Consider the following 17,097-nt stretch of genomic DNA (forward strand, 5'->3'; position numbering starts at 1 on the left):
ATCCTCCGAGAGCCAATCCGCATCCGTTCCAGGAGGCCACCGGTGACCGAACCGCCGCCCGTGGTCCTCGACCGTGGTTCCGGCGTGCCGCTGGCCGTGCAGCTGGCCGCGGGGCTGCGCGCGGCCAGCGGCCTGCGGGCCGGGGACCGGTTGCCCTCCACCCGCGACCTGGCCCGGTCGCTGGGCGTGAGCCGCACGGTGACCGCGGCCGCCTACGACCAGCTCGTGGCCGAGGGCTGGCTGGCCGGCCGTCGCGGGGTGGGCACGTTCGTGGTCGGCTCCCCGGGCCTCGTCCCGCCCGCACGACCGGGTCCCGGCCGCGCCACCCGGCCGGGGACGGTCCTGCGGCCGGTGCCCGGCACCGACCTGCGGCCCGGCGCCCCCTGCACGGCCGTGCTCGACCCGGCCGCCTGGCGGCGCGCCTGGCGGGCGGCCGGTGACCGGCCGCCCGACACCGGCTACGACCCCGCCGGGGACCCGGCGTTCCGCGCGGCCGTCGTCGAGCACCTGCTCCGGCACCGGGGCCTGCCCGCCGACCCGGCGGACGTGCTGGCCGCCGCGGGCACGTCCGCGGCCGTCGCCGAGCTCGCCGCCCTTCACGGCCCCGGCGCCCGCGTGGGGGTGGAGGACCCCGGCTACCGGCGGGCCGTCGGGGCGCTGCGGGCCTGCGGGGTCGAGGTGGTGCCCCTGCCGGTGGACGACGACGGCCTGGTGGTCGCCGCCGTCCCACCCGGCCTGGACGCCGTGTACTGCACCCCGGCCCACCAGTTCCCGCTCGGTGGCCGGCTGCCCGCCGCGCGCCGGGCGGCGTTGATCGAGCGTGCGCGGGCCGAGGGGTTCGCGGTCTGGGAGGACGACTACGACGGGGAGCTGCGCTACGACGTCGCCCCGCTGCCGCTGCTCGCCGCCCTCGGCCCGGACGTCGTCGTCCACCTGGGCACGGCGTCCAAGGTGCTCACCCCCACCCTGGGGCTGGGATGGGTGGTGGCTCCGCCTGCGCTGCGTGACCGGCTGCTCGAGCGGCGCACCGCGACGGGTCAGCGGCCCGGTCGGGCCGGGCAACGGGTGTTCACCGCACTGGCGGCCTCCGGCGACCTGGCCCGGCACCTGCGCCGGCTGCGCCGCGAGCTGGCGACCCGCCGCGACCTGGTGCGGGCCGCGGTGGCCGCCGCCGGCTGCACGACCATCGGCGACGCCGCCGGCGCCCACCTCGTCGTCCCGTTGCCCGACCGGGCCGTGGAGGCCGCGGTGCTGGCCGAGCTGGCCAGCCGCGACGTGGCGGTGGGCACGCTGGCGGAGCAGCGACTGGTCGACCCGCGGGCGGGCCTCGTGGTCGGCTGGGCCGCGCCCGGCCGCGCCGAGCTGGTGACCGCGCTCGCCGCCCTCACCGAGGTGCTGTCGGGTGCGCCCACCTCCGCGGGCCCGCCCGACACGGGCGGGTGACCCCGCCCGGCAGCGCTCAGGCGGTGACCGGCAGCTGCAGCGGACCGCGCAGCACGGTGGCCACGCGGGGCACCGGTGCCCCGGCCGGCCGCAGCCGGGGCATGCGCTCGGCCAGCAACCGCAGGGCCACCTCCCCCTCCAGACGGGCCAGCGGCGCACCCAGGCAGTAGTGCGCTCCGCCGGAGAAGGCCAGGTGCGGCGCGGCCTGCTCGCGGTGCAGGTCGAACCGGTCGGGGTCGGGGTGCACGGCCGGGTCGCGGTTGGCGCTGGCCATCAGCACCAGTACGCCGCTGTCCCGGCGCAGCCTCAGGTCGCCGATCTCGACGTCCTCGTGGGCGAAGCGTGCGGTCAGCTGCACCGGCGAGTCGTAGCGCAGCGTCTCCTCGACCGCGGCCGGGGCCAGCGAGGGATCGGCCGCGAGCGCCGACCACTGGCCGGGGGTGCGGTGCATCGCCTGCACCGCGTTGCCGATCAGGTTCGTGGTGGTCTCGAACCCGGCGACCAGCAGCAGCTGGGCCAGTGCCAGCACCTCGTCGGCGGTGGCCGTGCCGCCGTCGACCGCACCGGCCAGCGTGGAGATGACGTCCTCGCCGGGGTGCGCCCGGCGCTGCTCGAGCAGCTCGCCGAACAGGGCCCGCATGCCGTCGGTGGCCCGGGTCAGCTCGCGCACGTGCGAGGGCGACCGGACGCCGTCCAGCGACGACCCCAGCGCAAGGCCCCACCGGGCGAACCGCTCGGCGTCGACGTCGGGGACGTCGAGCAGCGCGGAGATGACCCGGATCGGCAGCGGTGAGGCCAGCTCGGCCACCAGGTCGAACGGACCACGCCGGGCGGCCGCCGCGTCGAGCAGCTCGGTGGTCACCTGCTCGGCGACCTCGCGGTAGTGGGCCAACCGGCGGGGGGCGAACGCTGGTTGGGCCAGCCGGCGCAGCCGCGTGTGGTCCGGTGGGTCGACGGTGAGCAGCGACAGGTCCACCGGCTCCATGAGCGAGGGGCCGTCACCCTGGCCGAGCCTGCTGCGGCCGTCGGAGAGCCGCACACCGAGCCTGCGGTCGCGCAGCACCGCCTCGACCGAGGCGTGGGTGGCCACCGCGGTGAGCCCGGTGCCGCTGCGCACCGGCCCGGAGGCGACCTGGGCGGCCCGCAGCTGGGCGTAGACCGGATAGGGGTCCAGCCGCCACGGCCGGTGCAGCAGCCGCGCGACCCGGTCGCCGCGCAGGGCGAGGGCGTAGCCGCCGGCCCGCATGGCCCCGATGCGTGCGCCGAGGACGAGGTCCTCGACGAGATGGCCGGTGGCCGTGGCCGCCGTGGTGCGGGCGGTGGCGAGGACGGCGGTGTCCACCCCGGTGCTCATCGGTTGCCGTACCCCGTCCGGAAGTGTGTGTGTCGCTGGGTCACAGAGACACTGTCCGCCGGACGGGGCGGTGGCGCAAGGTCAGTCGACCGTCCAGGTGTCCGAACCACGCAGCAGCGCGTCGAGGTCGGCCGGCTGGCCGGACCGGGCGTCGGCGAGCTGGTCGGTCATCATCGCGTCGTAGGTCGGTTTGCGCACCGAGCGGAACACGCCCATCGGGGTGTAGCGCAGGTCCTGGTGCGAGAGCCGGGACAGGGCGAAGGCGTAGGCCGGGTCGGTGCGGTGCGCGTCGTGCACCACGATGTCGGCCTCGTCGACCTGGTTGGTCTCGGCGATGCGCAGCCCGCCCCAGCCGTCGGCGACCACGCACGAGGCGCCGTCGGGGCCGAAGACGAGCTTCTCGCCGTGGACCAGCGGGATCGACCACTGGGTGCCGGTCAGCGGGTCCTTGAGCAGCTCGAAGGCGCCGTCGTTGAAGATGTTGCAGTTCTGGTAGATCTCCACGAGCGCGGTGCCCTGGTGCTCGGCGGCCTGTCGCAGCACGTCGGTGAGGCCCTTGCGGTCGGAGTCCATCGCCCGGCCCACGAACGTGGCGTCGGCGCCCAGGGCCAACGACACGGGGTTGAACGGGTGGTCCAGCGAGCCCATCGGGGTGCTCTTGGTGACCTTGCCGATCTCCGAGGTGGGGGAGTACTGGCCCTTGGTGAGCCCGTAGATCCGGTTGTTGAACAGCAGGATCGTCAGGTTCACGTTGCGGCGCAGCGTGTGGATGAGGTGGTTGCCGCCGATCGAGAGCGCGTCGCCGTCACCGGTCACCACCCACACCGACAGGTCCGGTCGCGAGGCGGCCAGGCCGGTGGCGATGGCCGGGGCGCGGCCGTGGATGGAGTGCATCCCGTAGGTGTTCATGTAGTACGGGAAGCGCGACGAGCACCCGATGCCCGACACGATGACCATGTCCTCGCGGGCGATGCCCAGGCTGGGCAGGAACGACTGGACGGCGTTGAGGATGACGTAGTCACCGCAGCCGGGGCACCAGCGCACCTCCTGGTCGGTCTTGAGGTCCTTGGCCTTCAGCGAGGTCTGCTTCTCCCCGCCGAGCTCCACCGACCGGGCGACGGCGTCGGCGATGCGCTGGTCGAAGGCGGGCATGCCCAGCTCGTGGACGTGCTCGTCGATGGGGTGGGTGGTCACGGGGTGACCTCCGATGCTGTGGTCGGGGTGACGGTGCTGTCGATGACGTCCTGCAGGACGGCGGCGAGCTCGGCCGCCCGGAAGGGCAGCCCGCGCACCTGGGTGTGGCTCTGCACGTCGACCAGGTACTTCGCGCGCAGCAGCAGGGCCAGCTGGCCCAGGTTCATCTCCGGGCACACCACGCGGTCGTAGGACCGCAGGATGTCGCCCAGGTCGGCCGGCATCGGGTTGATGTGCCGCAGGTGGACCTGGGCGATGGAGCGGCCCGAGCGTCGGATCCGCCGGCAGGCGGCCCCGATCGGCCCGTAGGTGGAGCCCCAGCCGATGACGGCGACCCTCGCGTCGCCGTCGGGGTCGTCGACCTCGGTCGGCGGGAGCGAGGCGGCGATCCCGTCGATCTTGGCCTGCCGGGTGCGGGTCATGAAGTCGTGGTTGGCCGGGTCGTAGCTGATGTTGCCGGTGCCGTCGGCCTTCTCCAGCCCGCCGATGCGGTGCTGCAGCCCCTTGGTGCCCGGCACCGCCCACGGCCGCGCGAGGGTCTCGGGGTCGCGCAGGTAGGGCAGGAACTCGCCGTCGGGGCCGTTGGGCTCGGTCGCGAACTCCACCCGCAGGTCGGGCAGGGTGTCCGCGGCCGGCACCGACCACGGCTCGGCGCCGTTGGCCAGGTAGCCGTCGGACAGCAGGAACACCGGGGTGCGGTAGGTCAAGGCGATGCGGGCGGCCTCGATGGCTGCGTCGAAGCAGTCGCCGGGCGAGCGGGGGGCCACCACGGGCACGGGGGCCTCGCCGTTGCGCCCGAACATCGCCTGCAGCAGGTCGGACTGCTCGGTCTTGGTGGGCAGACCGGTCGAGGGGCCACCGCGCTGGACGTCGACGATGACCAGCGGCAGCTCGGTCATCACCGCCAATCCGATCGTCTCGGCCTTCAACGCCACACCGGGGCCGCTGGTGGTGGTCACGCCCAGGGCGCCGCCGAAGCTGGCGCCCAGTGCGGCACCGATGCCGGCGATCTCGTCCTCGGCCTGGTAGGTGCGCACGCCGAAGGCCTTGTGCTTGCTCATCTCGTGCAGCACGTCCGAGGCCGGGGTGATCGGGTAGGCACCCAGGAACACCGGCAGGCCCGACCGCTGCCCGGCCGCGACCAGGCCGTAGGCCAGCGCCTGGTTGCCCGAGATGTTGCGGTAGGTGCCCGGGGCCATCGGGGCGGGCTTGATCTCGTAGGAGACCGCGAACGCCTCGGTGGTCTCGCCGTAGTTGAACCCGGCCCGGAACGCGGCGATGTTGGCCGCGGCGATCTCGGGCTTCTTGCGGAACTGGCGCTCCAGGAAGCGGACGGTGCCCTCGGTGGGGCGGTGGTACATCCACGACAGCAGGCCGAGGGTGAACATGTTCTTGCTGCGCTCGGCCTCCTTCTTGCCGAGGCCGGAGTCGGCGAGCGCGTCGGTGGTCATCGACGTCAGCGGCACGCTGACCAGCTGCCACCCGTCCAGCGAGCCGTCCTCCAGCGGGTTCTCCGCGTAGCCGACCTTGGCCAGGTTGCGCGGGGTGAACTCGTCGGAGTCCGCGATCAGCAGACCACCACCGGGCAGGTCGGCCAGGTTGGCCTTCAGGGCCGCGGGGTTCATCACGACCAGCACGTCGGGGGCATCACCCGGGGTCATGATGTCGTGGTCGGCGAAGTGCAGCTGGAAGCTGGACACACCCGCCAGGGTCCCCGTGGGCGCCCGGATCTCGGCCGGGAAGTTCGGCAGCGTCGACAGGTCGTTGCCGAAGGACGCCGTCTCGCTGGTGAACCGGTTGCCGGTCAGCTGCATGCCGTCACCGGAGTCGCCCGCCAGGCGGATCACGACGCGGTCGAGCTGCACGACGCTCTTGACGAGCCCGCCCGGGGCCGAGGGCGGAGCCTCGACGGGGGCCTGCTCGGGGGTGCTGTGGGTCATCAGGGGTGTACCTCCACCGGCCGAGATTACGTTCCCGTGACGGTGCGGCGCGTCGCCGGGAGGGCAGCGTGAGGCAGCACACAGGCTGCCCTCACTTCTGCAGGTCAGCCGAGCAGCGCCCCGAACTCCCGCAGCGTGCGTGCGGCGACCTCGCGCAGCTTCACGTTGGTGTCCTGGCTGACCGTGCGCAGCACCCCGAACGCGTCGTCGGGGGACACCTGGCGGACGACGGCGATCGCGCCCTTGGCCTGCTCGATGACCGCGCGCGAGGCGATGGCCTCCTCGAGCTGCGAGACCAGCGCGGCCGACCGGTGCTGGCGCAGCTGCCCGGCCACCAGACCGCTGGCGATGCGGGCGATGAGCACCGCGAGCGCCTCGTCGGCGTCGCCGAAGCCGTCCAGTGAGCGGCTGTAGAGGTTGAGGGCGCCGAACTGCTGGCCGTCGACCACCAGCGGGCAGGCCAGGAAGGCCAGCACGCCGTCGGCCCGGGCCGCGCGGGTGAAGTCCGGCCACAGCTGCACGGCCTCGCTCACGGTGACCCGCACGCAGGTCTGCTGACGGACGGCGTGCAGGCAGGGGCCGTCGCCGACGTCGTACTGGTCGCGGTCGACGGAGAGGGTGCGCTCGTCGGTCCACGCCGAGGTGAACGGGGTGCCCTCCTGGACGACGGTGACCCCGGCGGAGTCGCAGTCGGCGATGGCGGCCTTCGCGGTGCGCGCCACCAGCTGCAGCAGCTCGGTCACGTCGCGGCCGTGGGCCTCGGAGCCGGTGAGGGCGTCGACGACGAGGGCGACGGCGGCCGGCTGGTCGGCCGCGGCCTGGGCCACGAGGTCGCGCGTGCCGCGCCCGGACGCCCGGTTCAGGACGTCGACGTCGAGGAGGTCGGGCTCGTCGGTGCGGTCCCGGACGAGGTCCTGCTCGCCGGTGTCGGTGTCGGTGCTCATGCCCACCTGGTTGCTCCACCGCGCAGAACGCAAACCTCGCGCAGGTGGGAACGGCGTCCCGACCCGCCGCGTTGGTCGGGCGTGCACCGCTGGAACAACGGTCTGCGGACCGCGCTGCTGCTCGGCGTGATGGCCGGGTTCGTCCTGCTGGTCGGTGCCCTGCTCGGCGGCCGCAGCGGGCTGGTCGTCGCGGTGTTCGTGGCCCTCGGCGTGAACGGCTACGCCTACTTCAAGAGCGACCAGATCGCGCTGCGGTCAATGCGCGCCTTCCCGGTCACCGAGACCCAGGCGCCGCAGATGTACGCCATCGTGCGCGAGCTGGCCACCGAGGCCCGCCAGCCCATGCCGCGCCTGTACGTCAGCCCCACCAACCAGCCCAACGCCTTCGCCACCGGTCGCAACCCGCGCAACGCCGCGGTCTGCTGCACCCAGGGCATCCTCGAGCTGCTCGACCGGCGCGAGCTTCGCGGTGTGCTGGCCCACGAGCTCTCGCACGTCCACAACCGCGACATCCTGATCAGCTCCGTGGCCGGGGCGATGGCCACCGTGGTGACCTTCGCCGCCCAGATGGCGATGTTCTCCAGCCTGTTCGGCGGTCGCTCCGACGACCGGGGCGGCGGCAACGCGATCGGCAGCCTGCTGCTGGTGCTCCTGGGGCCGGTGGCCGCCGGTCTCGTGCAGATGGCGGTCAGCCGCAGTCGCGAGTACCAGGCCGACGCCTCCGGCGCCCAGCTCTCGCACGACCCGCTGGCCCTCGCGTCGGCGCTGCGCAAGCTCGAGCGCGGGGTGGCGGCCCGGCCGCTGCCGCAGGAGCAGCGGTTGGTGACCCAGAGCCACCTGATGATCGCCAACCCGTTCCGGGGCGCCGGGATGGCCTCGATGTTCGCCACGCACCCGCCGATGCCCGAGCGCATCGCCCGGCTCGAGGCGATGGCCCGGGAGCTCGGCCAGTCCTGACGGCGGCGCCCCGGCGACGGGGCGCCGCGGTCGGCTCAGCGGTAGTTGTCGAACTGCAGGGCGATCTCGAAGTCCTTGCTCTTGAGCAGCTGCTGGACCGCCTGCAGGTCGTCGCGCTTCTTGCCGCTGACCCGCAGCTGGTCACCCTGGATCTGCGCCTGCACGCCCTTGGGGCCCTCGTCGCGGATGGCCTTGGCGATCTGCTTGGCCTTGTCCGAGGCGATCCCCTGCTGGATGGTCGCCGAGATCTTGTAGGTCTTGCCCGACGCCTGCGGTTCGCCGGCGTCGACGGCCTTCATCGAGATGCCGCGCTTGACCAGCTTCTCCTTGAACACCTCGAGGGCGGCGGCGACCCGCTCCTCGGTGTCGGCGGTCAGGGTGACCCCCTCCTCGCCGGCCCACGCGATGCTCGCGTTGGTGCCCCGGAAGTCGAAGCGCTGGGACAGCTCCTTGCCGGCCTGGTTCAGGGCGTTGTCGACCTCCTGGCGGTCGACCTTGCTCACGACGTCGAAGGACGCATCTGCCATGTCGGGACTCTCCTCCTCGTGGTCGCGGGCCACCTCGTGGGTGACCCGGACCGGTCTTGTACGCTCGTCGAGCACCACAGCACACGGCGGGTTGCCCGAGTGGCCAATGGGAGCGGACTGTAAATCCGTCGGCTTAGCCTACGAAGGTTCGAATCCTTCACCCGCCACGCCTGGTGCGACGGCCCCCGACCCCACGGTCGGGGGCCGTCGTCGTCCCGGGGTGCGGTGGCCCCGCCGGCCGGCTCAGACCGTGGGTGCCCGGGCGCTGGCGACCGCGGTGCGCTCGAGCGGCGCGCCGCCGAGGAACAGCCAACCGAACGCGATGGGCACCGAGCGGGTGCAGGTCACGGTGGCCTCGTCGCCGCGCACCACGACCGACCACCCGTCCAGCCGGGTGCCGCCGTCGGCCAGCTGGTCGGCCACGGCCACCTCGGCCGCGGACCGGTCCAGGGGCAGGGAGCCGGCGACGCCGCGGGCGTAGGCGGCCCCGTCGGACGTCTGGTTGGCCGCGGCGAGGGCGGCGCCGTCGCAGGCCGACTGCACCCGCTGCTGCTCGAGGAACGCGTCGGACGCGGCGATGGCGCCGAAGCTCATCAGGGCGGCGACCAGCCAGCAGACCAGCACGAAGGGCAGGCTGGAGCCCTGCTCCGACCTCGTCCCGCCGCTGTCCACCGGCCGGACTGTAGGTCCACGCGGCGCGGGCCGGACCCCGCCGTCACCCGGATGGGGACGGCGGTCGGCGGTGCCTGCGCCGGGGGTCCGCGGGCAGTTGCGCAGCGTCACGACACGGGCGCTCGACACCCGTGCACGTGCCGTCGTCCCGACCGGGCGTGTCGGGACCACGACCCCGCCCGCCGGGGAGGCGCGGGGGACCGGCCCGGGACCGGTGACGGGCCGTATTGCGGTGTCGCACGGTCGAATGTCATCCTTTCGATGACTTCGGGTCGCGAGTTGTCGACGCAACGTAGCGACGCCACCGTTCATCACCTGGTCGTGCTGTCAACGACTTGCCCGACCGGGTGACGGCTCGGAGTCTTCTCGCAGCGGTCCGTGCCGACCTAGCTCTGCCCCCGCGTGGGCGGCTGCCGCATTCGAGCAGTCCACCCATGCCTGAGGAGGCGTCATGTCCAGCACCACCGCCATGTCCAGCACCGCCCGCACCGGCAAGTGGGCCCGCACGGGCAAGTGGGCCCGCACGGGGAAGTGGGCCCGCACGGGCAAGTGGGCCTGACCCACTGCTGACCCCCTGACCCGCGGGGCGGTCGCCGTCCTGGCGACTGCCCCGTCGTGGTGAGAAGGGCCTGGAACGGCGGTCACTCGCTGTTAGCCTCGCGCCGACCCGCTTCCTAGAGTCAGGGCTTCGTTGGCCGAGGTATCGACCCCCGCGCACGCGCGGCGGTCCTCCGTGCTCCGGTGGCCGTGGACACCGACCGCCCTCGCGGTCGCCATCGCCGCCGTCTCCGGCGTGCTCGCGCTGCGGCCCCCCGACGGCGCCCCGGTCTGGTGGATCGTCGGCGTGGTCTTCGTCGGCGGGGTCGTCGCCGAGTCGGTGCCGCTGCACCTGGAGTTCGGCCGGCAGACCTGGGCCTTCTCCTTCATGGACCTCGTGCTCGTGGTCGGGCTCATCGAGGTCGGGGCCTTCTGGACCGTCGTGGCGCGCACCGCGGCCCTGCTGGTCGCCCTGGTGCACCAGCGCTACGCCCCGCCCAAGCTCGTGTTCAACCTGGCCACCGGGGTCACCGAGGTGGCCGTGGCCGCCCTCGTGCTCGGGCTGTTCCCCCCGGTGGACCTGCAGGAGCCGCTGTCCTGGCTGGCGCTGCTGGTCGCCCTCATCGGCGCCGGCCTGGCCGGGAACGTGCTGGTCGCCCTGGCCATCAGCATGACCGCCGGTGTCCCCGGTGCCTCCTTCTGGAAGGCGTCGTTGGGCACGGGCGCGGCGCTGCCCTTCCTGGGCGTCGGCATCGGGATCGTCGTGCTGCTGCTGCTGCGCGAGACCACCTGGGCGCTGGTCGTCGTCCTCCCGCTCGTGGCCGCGGTGCTGCTGCTGTTCCGCCAGACCGCCCGGGTCAACCGGGAGCGCAGCAGCCTCCAGCAGGTCTACGACTTCGCGCGCCGGGTGGAGGAGGTCGCCTCCGACGACACCGGGCTGCGGCGCATCGCGACCGCCGTGCGCGAACTCCTGAACGCCGACCGCGTCGCGCTCTGGCTGCCGCCCTACCTCGACGCCGAGCCGCGGCTGGTCGTCGCCCGGGCCGACGGCTCCGAGGAGTGGTACGACGGCCCCAGCGACCCGGAGGACCCGGTGCGGCGCCGGGCGGTGGCCACCGACGACGCCGGCCCGGTGCTGCTCACCGCCGGCCGGGCCACCGCGGAGGAGTCGGTCGCGCTGCAGCGGCGGGGGGCCCAGGAGGTGCTGGGCGCTCCCGTGGTCACCGCCGCGGGGGAGTTCGGCTACCTCGAGGTCTGCGACCGGCGCAGCGACGTCGTGTCCTTCCAGGCCGGCGACCGCGCGGCGCTGGACTCGATGCTCACCCACGTCAACGCCGCCATCCGCCAGCAGCAGCTGCTCACCCGCATCCGGTACGACGCCGACCACGACGGGCTCACCGGCCTGCCGAACCGGCAGCGCCTGGCGACGGAGATCGACGACCTGCTGGGCGGTGACCCCGACGTCCGGGTCGGCCTGGTGCTCGCCTCGCTGGACAACCACACCGACGTCACCGACACCCTCGGCCACGCCGCCAGCGACGAGCTGCTCATGGTCACGGCCGGTCTGCTGCGCGAGCAGGCGCCGCCCGGGGCCCTGGTCGCCCGCATGGACGGCGGCCAGTTCGCCGTCCTGCTGCCGGGGTTGAGCCTGCCGGCCACCGAGCGCGCGGCCCGCCGGCTCCGCGACGCCGCCGCCACCCGCGCGCGGGTGGCCGGGCTGGACCTCGACGTCCTGCTCACCCTCGGTGTCGCGGCTGCGCCCGTGCACGGTCAGGACTCCGGCACGCTCATGCAGCGCGCCGACGTGGCGCTGCTGGCCGGGCACGCCTCCGGCGGCGTCGCCAGCTACCACCCGGTGCTCGACCAGCAGAGCCTGCGCCGCCTGCAGCTGGGCACCGAGCTCGAGTCGGCGATGGCCGAGAAGCAGATCACCGTGGTGTTCCAGCCCATCGTCGACACCCGCACCTCCGACATCGTGTCGGTGGAGACGTTGGTGCGGTGGGCGCACCCGCGGTACGGCAACGTGCCGCCCGACGACTTCATCGGGCTGGCCGAGCAGATCGGGCGGATCGGCGCGCTCACCGACTACGTGCTCGACCTCGCCCTCGAGCGGTGCCGCAAGTGGCTGGACCAGGACATCGGCCTCTCGGTGGCGGTCAACCTCTCGGCCCGCTGCCTGGCCGAGTCCGACCTGGTCGACCGGGTGCGCGGCGCGCTGCGCAAGCACGGTGTCCCGGGCTCGCTGCTCACGCTCGAGCTGACCGAGGGCATCGTCGTCGACGACTCGGTGCGCAACTCCACCGTGCTGGCCGACCTGCACTCCCTGGGCCTGCGGCTGTCCATGGACGACTTCGGCACCGGCTACTCGTCGCTGTCCCAGCTGCGCCAGCTGCCCATCGACGAGCTGAAGATCGACAAGTCCTTCGTGCTGGGCATGTCGACCAGCCAGAGCGAGTCCTTCATCGCACGCTCGATCGTCGAGCTGGCGCACAACCTCGGGCTGCGGGTGGTCGCCGAGGGCGTCGAGGACGAGGTCACCCGCGACCTGCTGACCGAGATGGGCTGCGACAAGCTGCAGGGCTTCCTGGTCAGCCGACCGCTGCCCGACGACCGGCTGGAGGCCTGGTTGCTGGCGCGCACCGGGGTGCGCTCGGCGGTCGCCGGCTCGCCGCACAGGCGGTTGTTCGTGCGCTCGTGAGGGTTTGCTAGGCTTCTCCAGCACGCTCCGCGAGGGGCCGCACGAGCCGCGTCCGAGAGGGCCGGGTAGTGTCCCCCGCGCAGTACGCAGGCCCCTTTAGCTCAGTCGGCAGAGCGTCTCCATGGTAAGGAGAAGGTCTACGGTTCGATTCCGTAAAGGGGCTCCGACCAGCCGGTCCAGTCGGTAGACTTCGGCCGCGAGGTCACTCGGCGGCGTAGCTCAGCCTGGTAGAGCAAACGGCTCATAATCGTTGTGTCACCGGTTCAAGTCCGGTCGCCGCTACCCATGACGGACCCCGAGGTCGGGGTCCGTCGTCGTGTCAGCACCTGCTGCCACGCTCCGCACAGAACAAGGCGAGGAAACGCTCATGGCAGCCACCGATGTCCGTCCGAAGATCACCCTGGCCTGCCAGGAGTGCAAGAACCGCAACTACATCACCCGCAAGAACCGTCGGAACGACCCCGACCGGCTCGAGCTGAAGAAGTACTGCCCCACGGACAAGAAGCACACGATCCACCGCGAGACCCGCTGACCTGACGGTCGCACGGATCGCCGGAGGGCGGGGAGCATGACGCTGGACGCATCACTGGTCGGGCGCAGCTACCCGCCCTCTGCCGTGTACGAGGTCGGTCGCGAGAAGATCGCCGAGTTCGCCGCCGCGCTGGGCGACCCCGACCCGGTGTACCGCGACCCGGTCGCGGCCCGTGCCGCGGGCCACCCCGACGTCATCGCCCCGCCCACGTTCGCCATCGTGCTGAGCCTGGGCGCCGGCGACGTCGTGCTGGCCGACCCCGACGTCGACATCGACTACAGCCGGGTGGTGCACGGCGAGCAGAAGTTCGTCCACCACCGCCCCGTCCGGGCCGGCGACCGGCTGGTCGCCACCGCCTCGATCGAGGCGGTGCGCAGCGTGGCCGGCAACGACATGCTCACCACCCGCGTCGACCTGGCCACCGAGGACGGCGAACCGGTCTGCCGCACCAGCGCGATGCTCGTCGCCCGGGGGAGTGCCTCGTGACCGCGGTCGTCCGCTTCGCCGACGTCGAGGTCGGCACCGAGCTGCCCGGGCAGGTCTCGCGGGTCACCCGGGCCGACCTGGTCCGCTACGCCGGTGCCAGCGGTGACTTCAACGTCATCCACTGGAACGAGCGCGTCGCCACCGAGGTGGGGCTGCCGGGGGTCATCGCCCACGGCATGCTCACGGCCGGTCTGGCCGCGCGCGCGGTCACCGCGTGGGCCGGGGACCCCGGTGCGCTCGTGGAGTACTCCGTGCGGTTCAGCCGGCCCGTCGTCGTCCCCGACGACGACCAGGGCGCCGAGGTCGTCGTCGCCGGGCGCGTGGCCGCCCTCCTGGACGACGACCGCGTCCGCGTCGACCTCACGGTGACCAGCGACGGCGCCAAGGTCCTGAGCCTGGCGCGAGCCGTCGTCCAGCTCTGACGCCCCCCCTCGCAGGGACCCGGTGCGCACGCGGCGTGTGCCGGGGGCGAGGAGTCCTTCCGCCGGCACGAGCCGTCGTCCCGCTCTTCTGACCGCTGGTCGGGTACGTGGTGGCCGGGCCCGGAGGCGGTCACGTACACTTCTCGCTCGGGGTTCGTGCACCCTGCCACCGGCGTGCCCCGGTACCTCTCCTCACCGACTGGTACCACCGTGCGCCACGGCGGGTCTCGTCCCCCGGCGTCCGCCCCGTGCGGCCGCCTAGGGGTGTAGCTCAATTGGCAGAGCAGCGGTCTCCAAAACCGCAGGCTGCAGGTTCAAGTCCTGTCACCCCTGCTCCTCCGCCGGTCCGCCGGCGGTCCGCCCCGGCCGGGGCGGCGGAGTGATCCGACCCCACCACCGACGACGAGGCGAGGCGCAGTGAGCGACGAGCAGCCGGGCACCGAGGGTGACGTCGCCCGTCGCCGTGCCGGGTCCGAGCCCGCCGACCGCGAGCTGACCGACGAGCAGATCGACGCCGAGACCCCCGGGGTCGAGGACGCCGCCGAGCTCGAGGCCGCCGAGGCCGAGGTCGCCGAGGAGGCCGCCGCCGACGAGGACAAGGTCGTCGCGACCCCGACCCGTCGCCGCCGCGGCGCCATCACCGCCGACGACGCGGACGACGACGCCGACGACGAGGTCGAGGCGCCCCGCGTCCGTCGCCGCGACCGACCGGGTGGACGTCCGGCCAGCGAGGCCCGCACCACGCGGCCTGCGCGCGGCAGCACCGCCGCCAAGGGCGAGTCCGGCAAGACGGAGGTCACGCGCACCCGTGCCGAGGCCGAGCGAGCCCGGGCCGCCGAGCTGCGCGAGAAGCGCAGCATCGGCCGCTTCCTCCGCGAGGTCGTCGCCGAGCTGCGCAAGGTCATCTGGCCCGGCCGCCGCGAACTGATCACCTACACGACCGTCGTCATCGTCTTCGTGGCCTTCATGGTCGCGCTGGTGGCCGGGCTGGACATCCTGTTCGCCCAGGGCGTCATCGCCGTCTTCGGCTGACCGCCGCCCCCCACCCGAGCACGCACCACCGACGCACAGGAAAGAGACCCACCCCGTGACCGACCCCCGCGAGACCGACGAGGCCGTCGACACCGCCACCGAGGACCCGACGGCCGACGCCGCCGTCGACGCCGCGACCGGTGCCGTCGACGCCGAGACCGGCGTGCGCGAGACCGGTGCGGCCGAGGGCTCGGTGGACACCGGCGACCTGACCGCCGACAACCCCATGGCCGACGCCGTCGCCGGCGGGTCGGGCAACGCCCGCGGTGCCGTCGACGACGCGCTGGTGGGCGACACGACCCTGGAGCCGGCCCCCGACCACGACCCGCTCACCGAGGAGGTCCTCGAGACCGCCGAGGCGGAGGACGAGGACCCGGCCGAGGCCATGCGCAAGGCGCTGGCCAGCGCCTTCGGCGACTGGTACGTCATCCACTCCTACGCCGGGTACGAGAACAAGGTCAAGACCAACCTCGAGTCGCGCATCACCAGCCTGGACATGGAGGACTACATCTTCCAGATCGAGGTGCCGACCGAGGAGGTCACCGAGATCAAGAACGGCAAGCGGGTGCAGGTCAACCGCAAGGTGCTGCCCGGCTACCTGCTGGTGCGCATGGACCTCACCGACGACTCGTGGGGCGCGGTGCGCAACACCCCCGGGGTCACCGGGTTCGTCGGTGCCACCTCGCGGCCCTCGCCGCTGAGCCTGGACGAGGTCGTCAAGCTGCTGGTGCCGGCCACCACCGCGAAGGCCCCCTCCGCACCCGAGTCCGGCGTCCCGGCGCAGGGCGCCGCCAGCACCCCGCTGGTCGACTTCGAGGTCGGCGAGTCGGTCACGGTCATGGACGGGCCCTTCGCGACCCTCCCGGCCACCATCAACGAGATCAACGCCGAGCAGCAGAAGCTGCAGGTGCTGGTCTCCATCTTCGGCCGCGAGACCCCGGTCGAGCTGTCCTTCAGCCAGGTCCAGAAGCTCTGACCCGGCTGATCCGCACCACCCCCTGAACGACAAGAAGAGGAAGTCATGCCCCCCAGGAAGCGGTTGACCGCGGTCATCAAGCTCCAGATCAAGGCCGGCGCGGCCACCCCTGCGCCGCCCGTCGGTCCGGCGCTCGGCCAGCACGGCGTCAACATCATGGAGTTCTGCAAGGCCTACAACGCCGCGACCGAGTCGCAGCGCGGTGACATCGTCCCCGTGGAGATCTCGGTCTTCGAGGACCGCTCCTTCACCTTCATCACCAAGACGCCGCCGGCCGCTCGCATGCTGCTCAAGGCCGCTGGTGTCGAGAAGGGCTCCGGCGAGCCGCACAAGACCAAGGTCGCCTCGGTCACCCGTGACCAGGTCCGCGAGATCGCCCAGGTCAAGATGGAGGACCTGAACGCCAACGACCTGGACCAGGCCGAGAAGATCATCGCCGGCACCGCCCGGTCGATGGGCATCACCGTCAACTAACGAAGGACCTCGGTGCCCCCCGACCCACGCTTCGCGCGGGTCGGGCCCCTGCACCGAGGCCGGAGAAGAACGTCTTCTCCGTGGGAGGGCCGGCCAGGCCCGTTCACCACACGATCGCCCGGGTCATCCGGGTGGAACAGGAGCACCACATGGCCAAGCACGGCAAGAACTTCCGCAAGGCAGCCGAGCTCGTCGACCCCGCCCAGCTCTACAGCCCGCTGCAGGCGGCCGGTCTGGCGAAGCAGACGTCGACGACCAAGTACGACGCCACGGTCGAGGTCGCGATCCGCCTCGGGGTCGACCCCCGCAAGGCCGACCAGATGGTCCGCGGCACCGTCAACCTGCCGCACGGCACCGGCAAGACCGCCCGCGTCATCGTCTTCGCGACCGGTGACAAGGCCGCCGAGGCCGAGGCCGCCGGCGCCGACGTCGTGGGCTCGGACGACCTGATCGAGCGCATCCAGGGCGGCTTCCTGGACTTCGACGCCGCGATCGCCACCCCCGACCAGATGGCCAAGGTCGGCCGCATCGCCCGCATCCTCGGCCCCCGTGGCCTGATGCCGAACCCGAAGACCGGCACCGTGACCCCCGACGTCACCAAGGCCGTCAACGACATCAAGGGCGGGAAGATCAACTTCCGCGTCGACAAGCAGTCCAACCTGCACCTGGTGATCGGCAAGGTCTCCTTCGACGAGACCAAGCTGGTCGAGAACTACGCCGCGGCCCTCGACGAGGTCCTGCGCGCCAAGCCCTCGGCCGCCAAGGGCCGCTACGTCCGCAAGGTCACCGTCTCCACGACGATGGGCCCGGGCATCCAGGTCGACCCGAACCGCACCCGCAACCTGCTCGTCGACGAGGCCTCCCAGCTCTGATCGACCCGCACACGCAGAACGCCCCCGCAGCCAGGCT

The 17,097-nt window shown here is 72.9% G+C and carries 16 protein-coding genes and 4 tRNA genes; 14 read left to right on the top strand and 6 right to left on the bottom strand.

The features are described from left to right. Positions 1 to 42 precede the first annotated feature (42 nt). Complete coding sequence (locus BLP29_RS08780; RefSeq protein ID WP_092802520.1) at positions 43 to 1,443, top strand: aminotransferase-like domain-containing protein; 1,401 nt, start codon at positions 43 to 45, stop codon at positions 1,441 to 1,443. 16 nt (positions 1,444 to 1,459) lie between these two features. Here BLP29_RS08780 and BLP29_RS08785 read toward each other — a convergent pair whose 3' ends face one another. From BLP29_RS08785 to BLP29_RS08800, 4 genes are all read right to left on the bottom strand, one after another. Continuing rightward, entirely contained in the window at positions 1,460 to 2,797 is a 1,338-nt protein-coding gene (locus tag BLP29_RS08785; protein WP_092802523.1) for a cytochrome P450, read from the bottom strand. An 81-nt stretch (positions 2,798 to 2,878) separates the two neighbouring features. Next, on the bottom strand, positions 2,879 to 3,991 hold the full coding sequence (locus BLP29_RS08790) for a 2-oxoacid:ferredoxin oxidoreductase subunit beta (protein ID WP_243469804.1): 1,113 nt from the start codon (positions 3,989 to 3,991) through the stop codon (positions 2,879 to 2,881). Then, positions 3,988 to 5,931: a 2-oxoacid:acceptor oxidoreductase subunit alpha gene (locus BLP29_RS08795; protein ID WP_092802526.1), complete on the bottom strand. Its 1,944-nt coding sequence runs from the start codon at positions 5,929 to 5,931 to the stop codon at positions 3,988 to 3,990. The genes BLP29_RS08790 and BLP29_RS08795 overlap by 4 nt, the downstream gene beginning before the upstream one ends. Before the next feature lie 104 nt (positions 5,932 to 6,035). Continuing rightward, positions 6,036 to 6,875 (bottom strand): GAF and ANTAR domain-containing protein, encoded by an 840-nt coding sequence (locus tag BLP29_RS08800; RefSeq protein WP_133379090.1) that lies wholly within the window; start codon positions 6,873 to 6,875, stop codon positions 6,036 to 6,038. An 81-nt stretch (positions 6,876 to 6,956) separates the two neighbouring features. Between BLP29_RS08800 and htpX the strand changes: the two genes are divergently transcribed. Next, positions 6,957 to 7,832 (top strand): zinc metalloprotease HtpX, encoded by an 876-nt coding sequence (gene htpX, locus BLP29_RS08805; RefSeq protein WP_092802531.1) that lies wholly within the window; start codon positions 6,957 to 6,959, stop codon positions 7,830 to 7,832. A gap of 35 nt (positions 7,833 to 7,867) precedes the next feature. On the opposite strand, the gene BLP29_RS08810 is transcribed toward htpX, so the two are convergent. After that, complete coding sequence (locus BLP29_RS08810) at positions 7,868 to 8,359, bottom strand: YajQ family cyclic di-GMP-binding protein (RefSeq protein ID WP_092803218.1); 492 nt, start codon at positions 8,357 to 8,359, stop codon at positions 7,868 to 7,870. 85 nt (positions 8,360 to 8,444) lie between these two features. Between BLP29_RS08810 and BLP29_RS08815 the strand changes: the two genes are divergently transcribed. Continuing rightward, a tRNA-Tyr gene (locus BLP29_RS08815) sits at positions 8,445 to 8,526 on the top strand. Between the two features lie 76 nt (positions 8,527 to 8,602). Here the strand turns inward: BLP29_RS08815 and BLP29_RS21515 are convergent. Then, positions 8,603 to 9,031 carry a pilus assembly protein TadG-related protein gene (locus tag BLP29_RS21515; RefSeq protein ID WP_243469805.1) on the bottom strand — a complete coding sequence of 143 codons (429 nt, stop codon included), beginning with the start codon at positions 9,029 to 9,031 and terminating at the stop codon, positions 8,603 to 8,605. 733 nt (positions 9,032 to 9,764) lie between these two features. On the opposite strand from BLP29_RS21515, the gene BLP29_RS08825 reads away from it, so the two are divergent. The 11 genes from BLP29_RS08825 to rplA all read left to right on the top strand — a co-directional run bounded on the left by BLP29_RS08825 (position 9,765) and on the right by rplA (position 17,060). After that, positions 9,765 to 12,266 carry a putative bifunctional diguanylate cyclase/phosphodiesterase gene (locus BLP29_RS08825; protein WP_243469806.1) on the top strand — a complete coding sequence of 834 codons (2,502 nt, stop codon included), beginning with the start codon at positions 9,765 to 9,767 and terminating at the stop codon, positions 12,264 to 12,266. 90 nt (positions 12,267 to 12,356) lie between these two features. Continuing rightward, positions 12,357 to 12,429 (top strand) — tRNA-Thr (locus BLP29_RS08830). Positions 12,430 to 12,474: 45 nt separating this feature from the next. Then, positions 12,475 to 12,548 (top strand) — tRNA-Met (locus BLP29_RS08835). A gap of 85 nt (positions 12,549 to 12,633) precedes the next feature. Next, a complete protein-coding gene (gene rpmG / locus BLP29_RS08840) occupies positions 12,634 to 12,798 on the top strand; it encodes a 50S ribosomal protein L33 (RefSeq protein WP_091061338.1) in 165 nt (54 codons plus the stop codon). A gap of 36 nt (positions 12,799 to 12,834) precedes the next feature. Beyond that, the gene (locus BLP29_RS08845) at positions 12,835 to 13,284 is read left to right on the top strand and encodes a MaoC family dehydratase N-terminal domain-containing protein (RefSeq protein WP_092802537.1); all 450 of its coding nucleotides are present in this window, start codon (positions 12,835 to 12,837) and stop codon (positions 13,282 to 13,284) included. After that, positions 13,281 to 13,706, top strand: coding sequence for a MaoC/PaaZ C-terminal domain-containing protein (locus BLP29_RS08850; protein WP_092802540.1), 426 nt, complete (start codon positions 13,281 to 13,283; stop codon positions 13,704 to 13,706). The genes BLP29_RS08845 and BLP29_RS08850 overlap by 4 nt, the downstream gene beginning before the upstream one ends. Before the next feature lie 260 nt (positions 13,707 to 13,966). Next, a tRNA-Trp gene (locus BLP29_RS08855) sits at positions 13,967 to 14,039 on the top strand. A gap of 84 nt (positions 14,040 to 14,123) precedes the next feature. After that, a complete protein-coding gene (gene secE, locus BLP29_RS08860; RefSeq protein WP_207798384.1) occupies positions 14,124 to 14,738 on the top strand; it encodes a preprotein translocase subunit SecE in 615 nt (204 codons plus the stop codon). Positions 14,739 to 14,793: 55 nt separating this feature from the next. After that, positions 14,794 to 15,714 (top strand): transcription termination/antitermination protein NusG, encoded by a 921-nt coding sequence (nusG, locus tag BLP29_RS08865; RefSeq protein ID WP_092802543.1) that lies wholly within the window; start codon positions 14,794 to 14,796, stop codon positions 15,712 to 15,714. Positions 15,715 to 15,759: 45 nt separating this feature from the next. After that, positions 15,760 to 16,188, top strand: coding sequence for a 50S ribosomal protein L11 (rplK, locus tag BLP29_RS08870; protein WP_092802546.1), 429 nt, complete (start codon positions 15,760 to 15,762; stop codon positions 16,186 to 16,188). A 149-nt stretch (positions 16,189 to 16,337) separates the two neighbouring features. Further along, positions 16,338 to 17,060 carry a 50S ribosomal protein L1 gene (gene rplA / locus BLP29_RS08875; RefSeq protein WP_092802549.1) on the top strand — a complete coding sequence of 241 codons (723 nt, stop codon included), beginning with the start codon at positions 16,338 to 16,340 and terminating at the stop codon, positions 17,058 to 17,060. Positions 17,061 to 17,097: the final 37 nt, after the last annotated feature.

The organism is Klenkia marina, from assembly GCF_900101025.1.
Lineage (GTDB): Bacteria > Actinomycetota > Actinomycetes > Mycobacteriales > Geodermatophilaceae > Klenkia > Klenkia marina.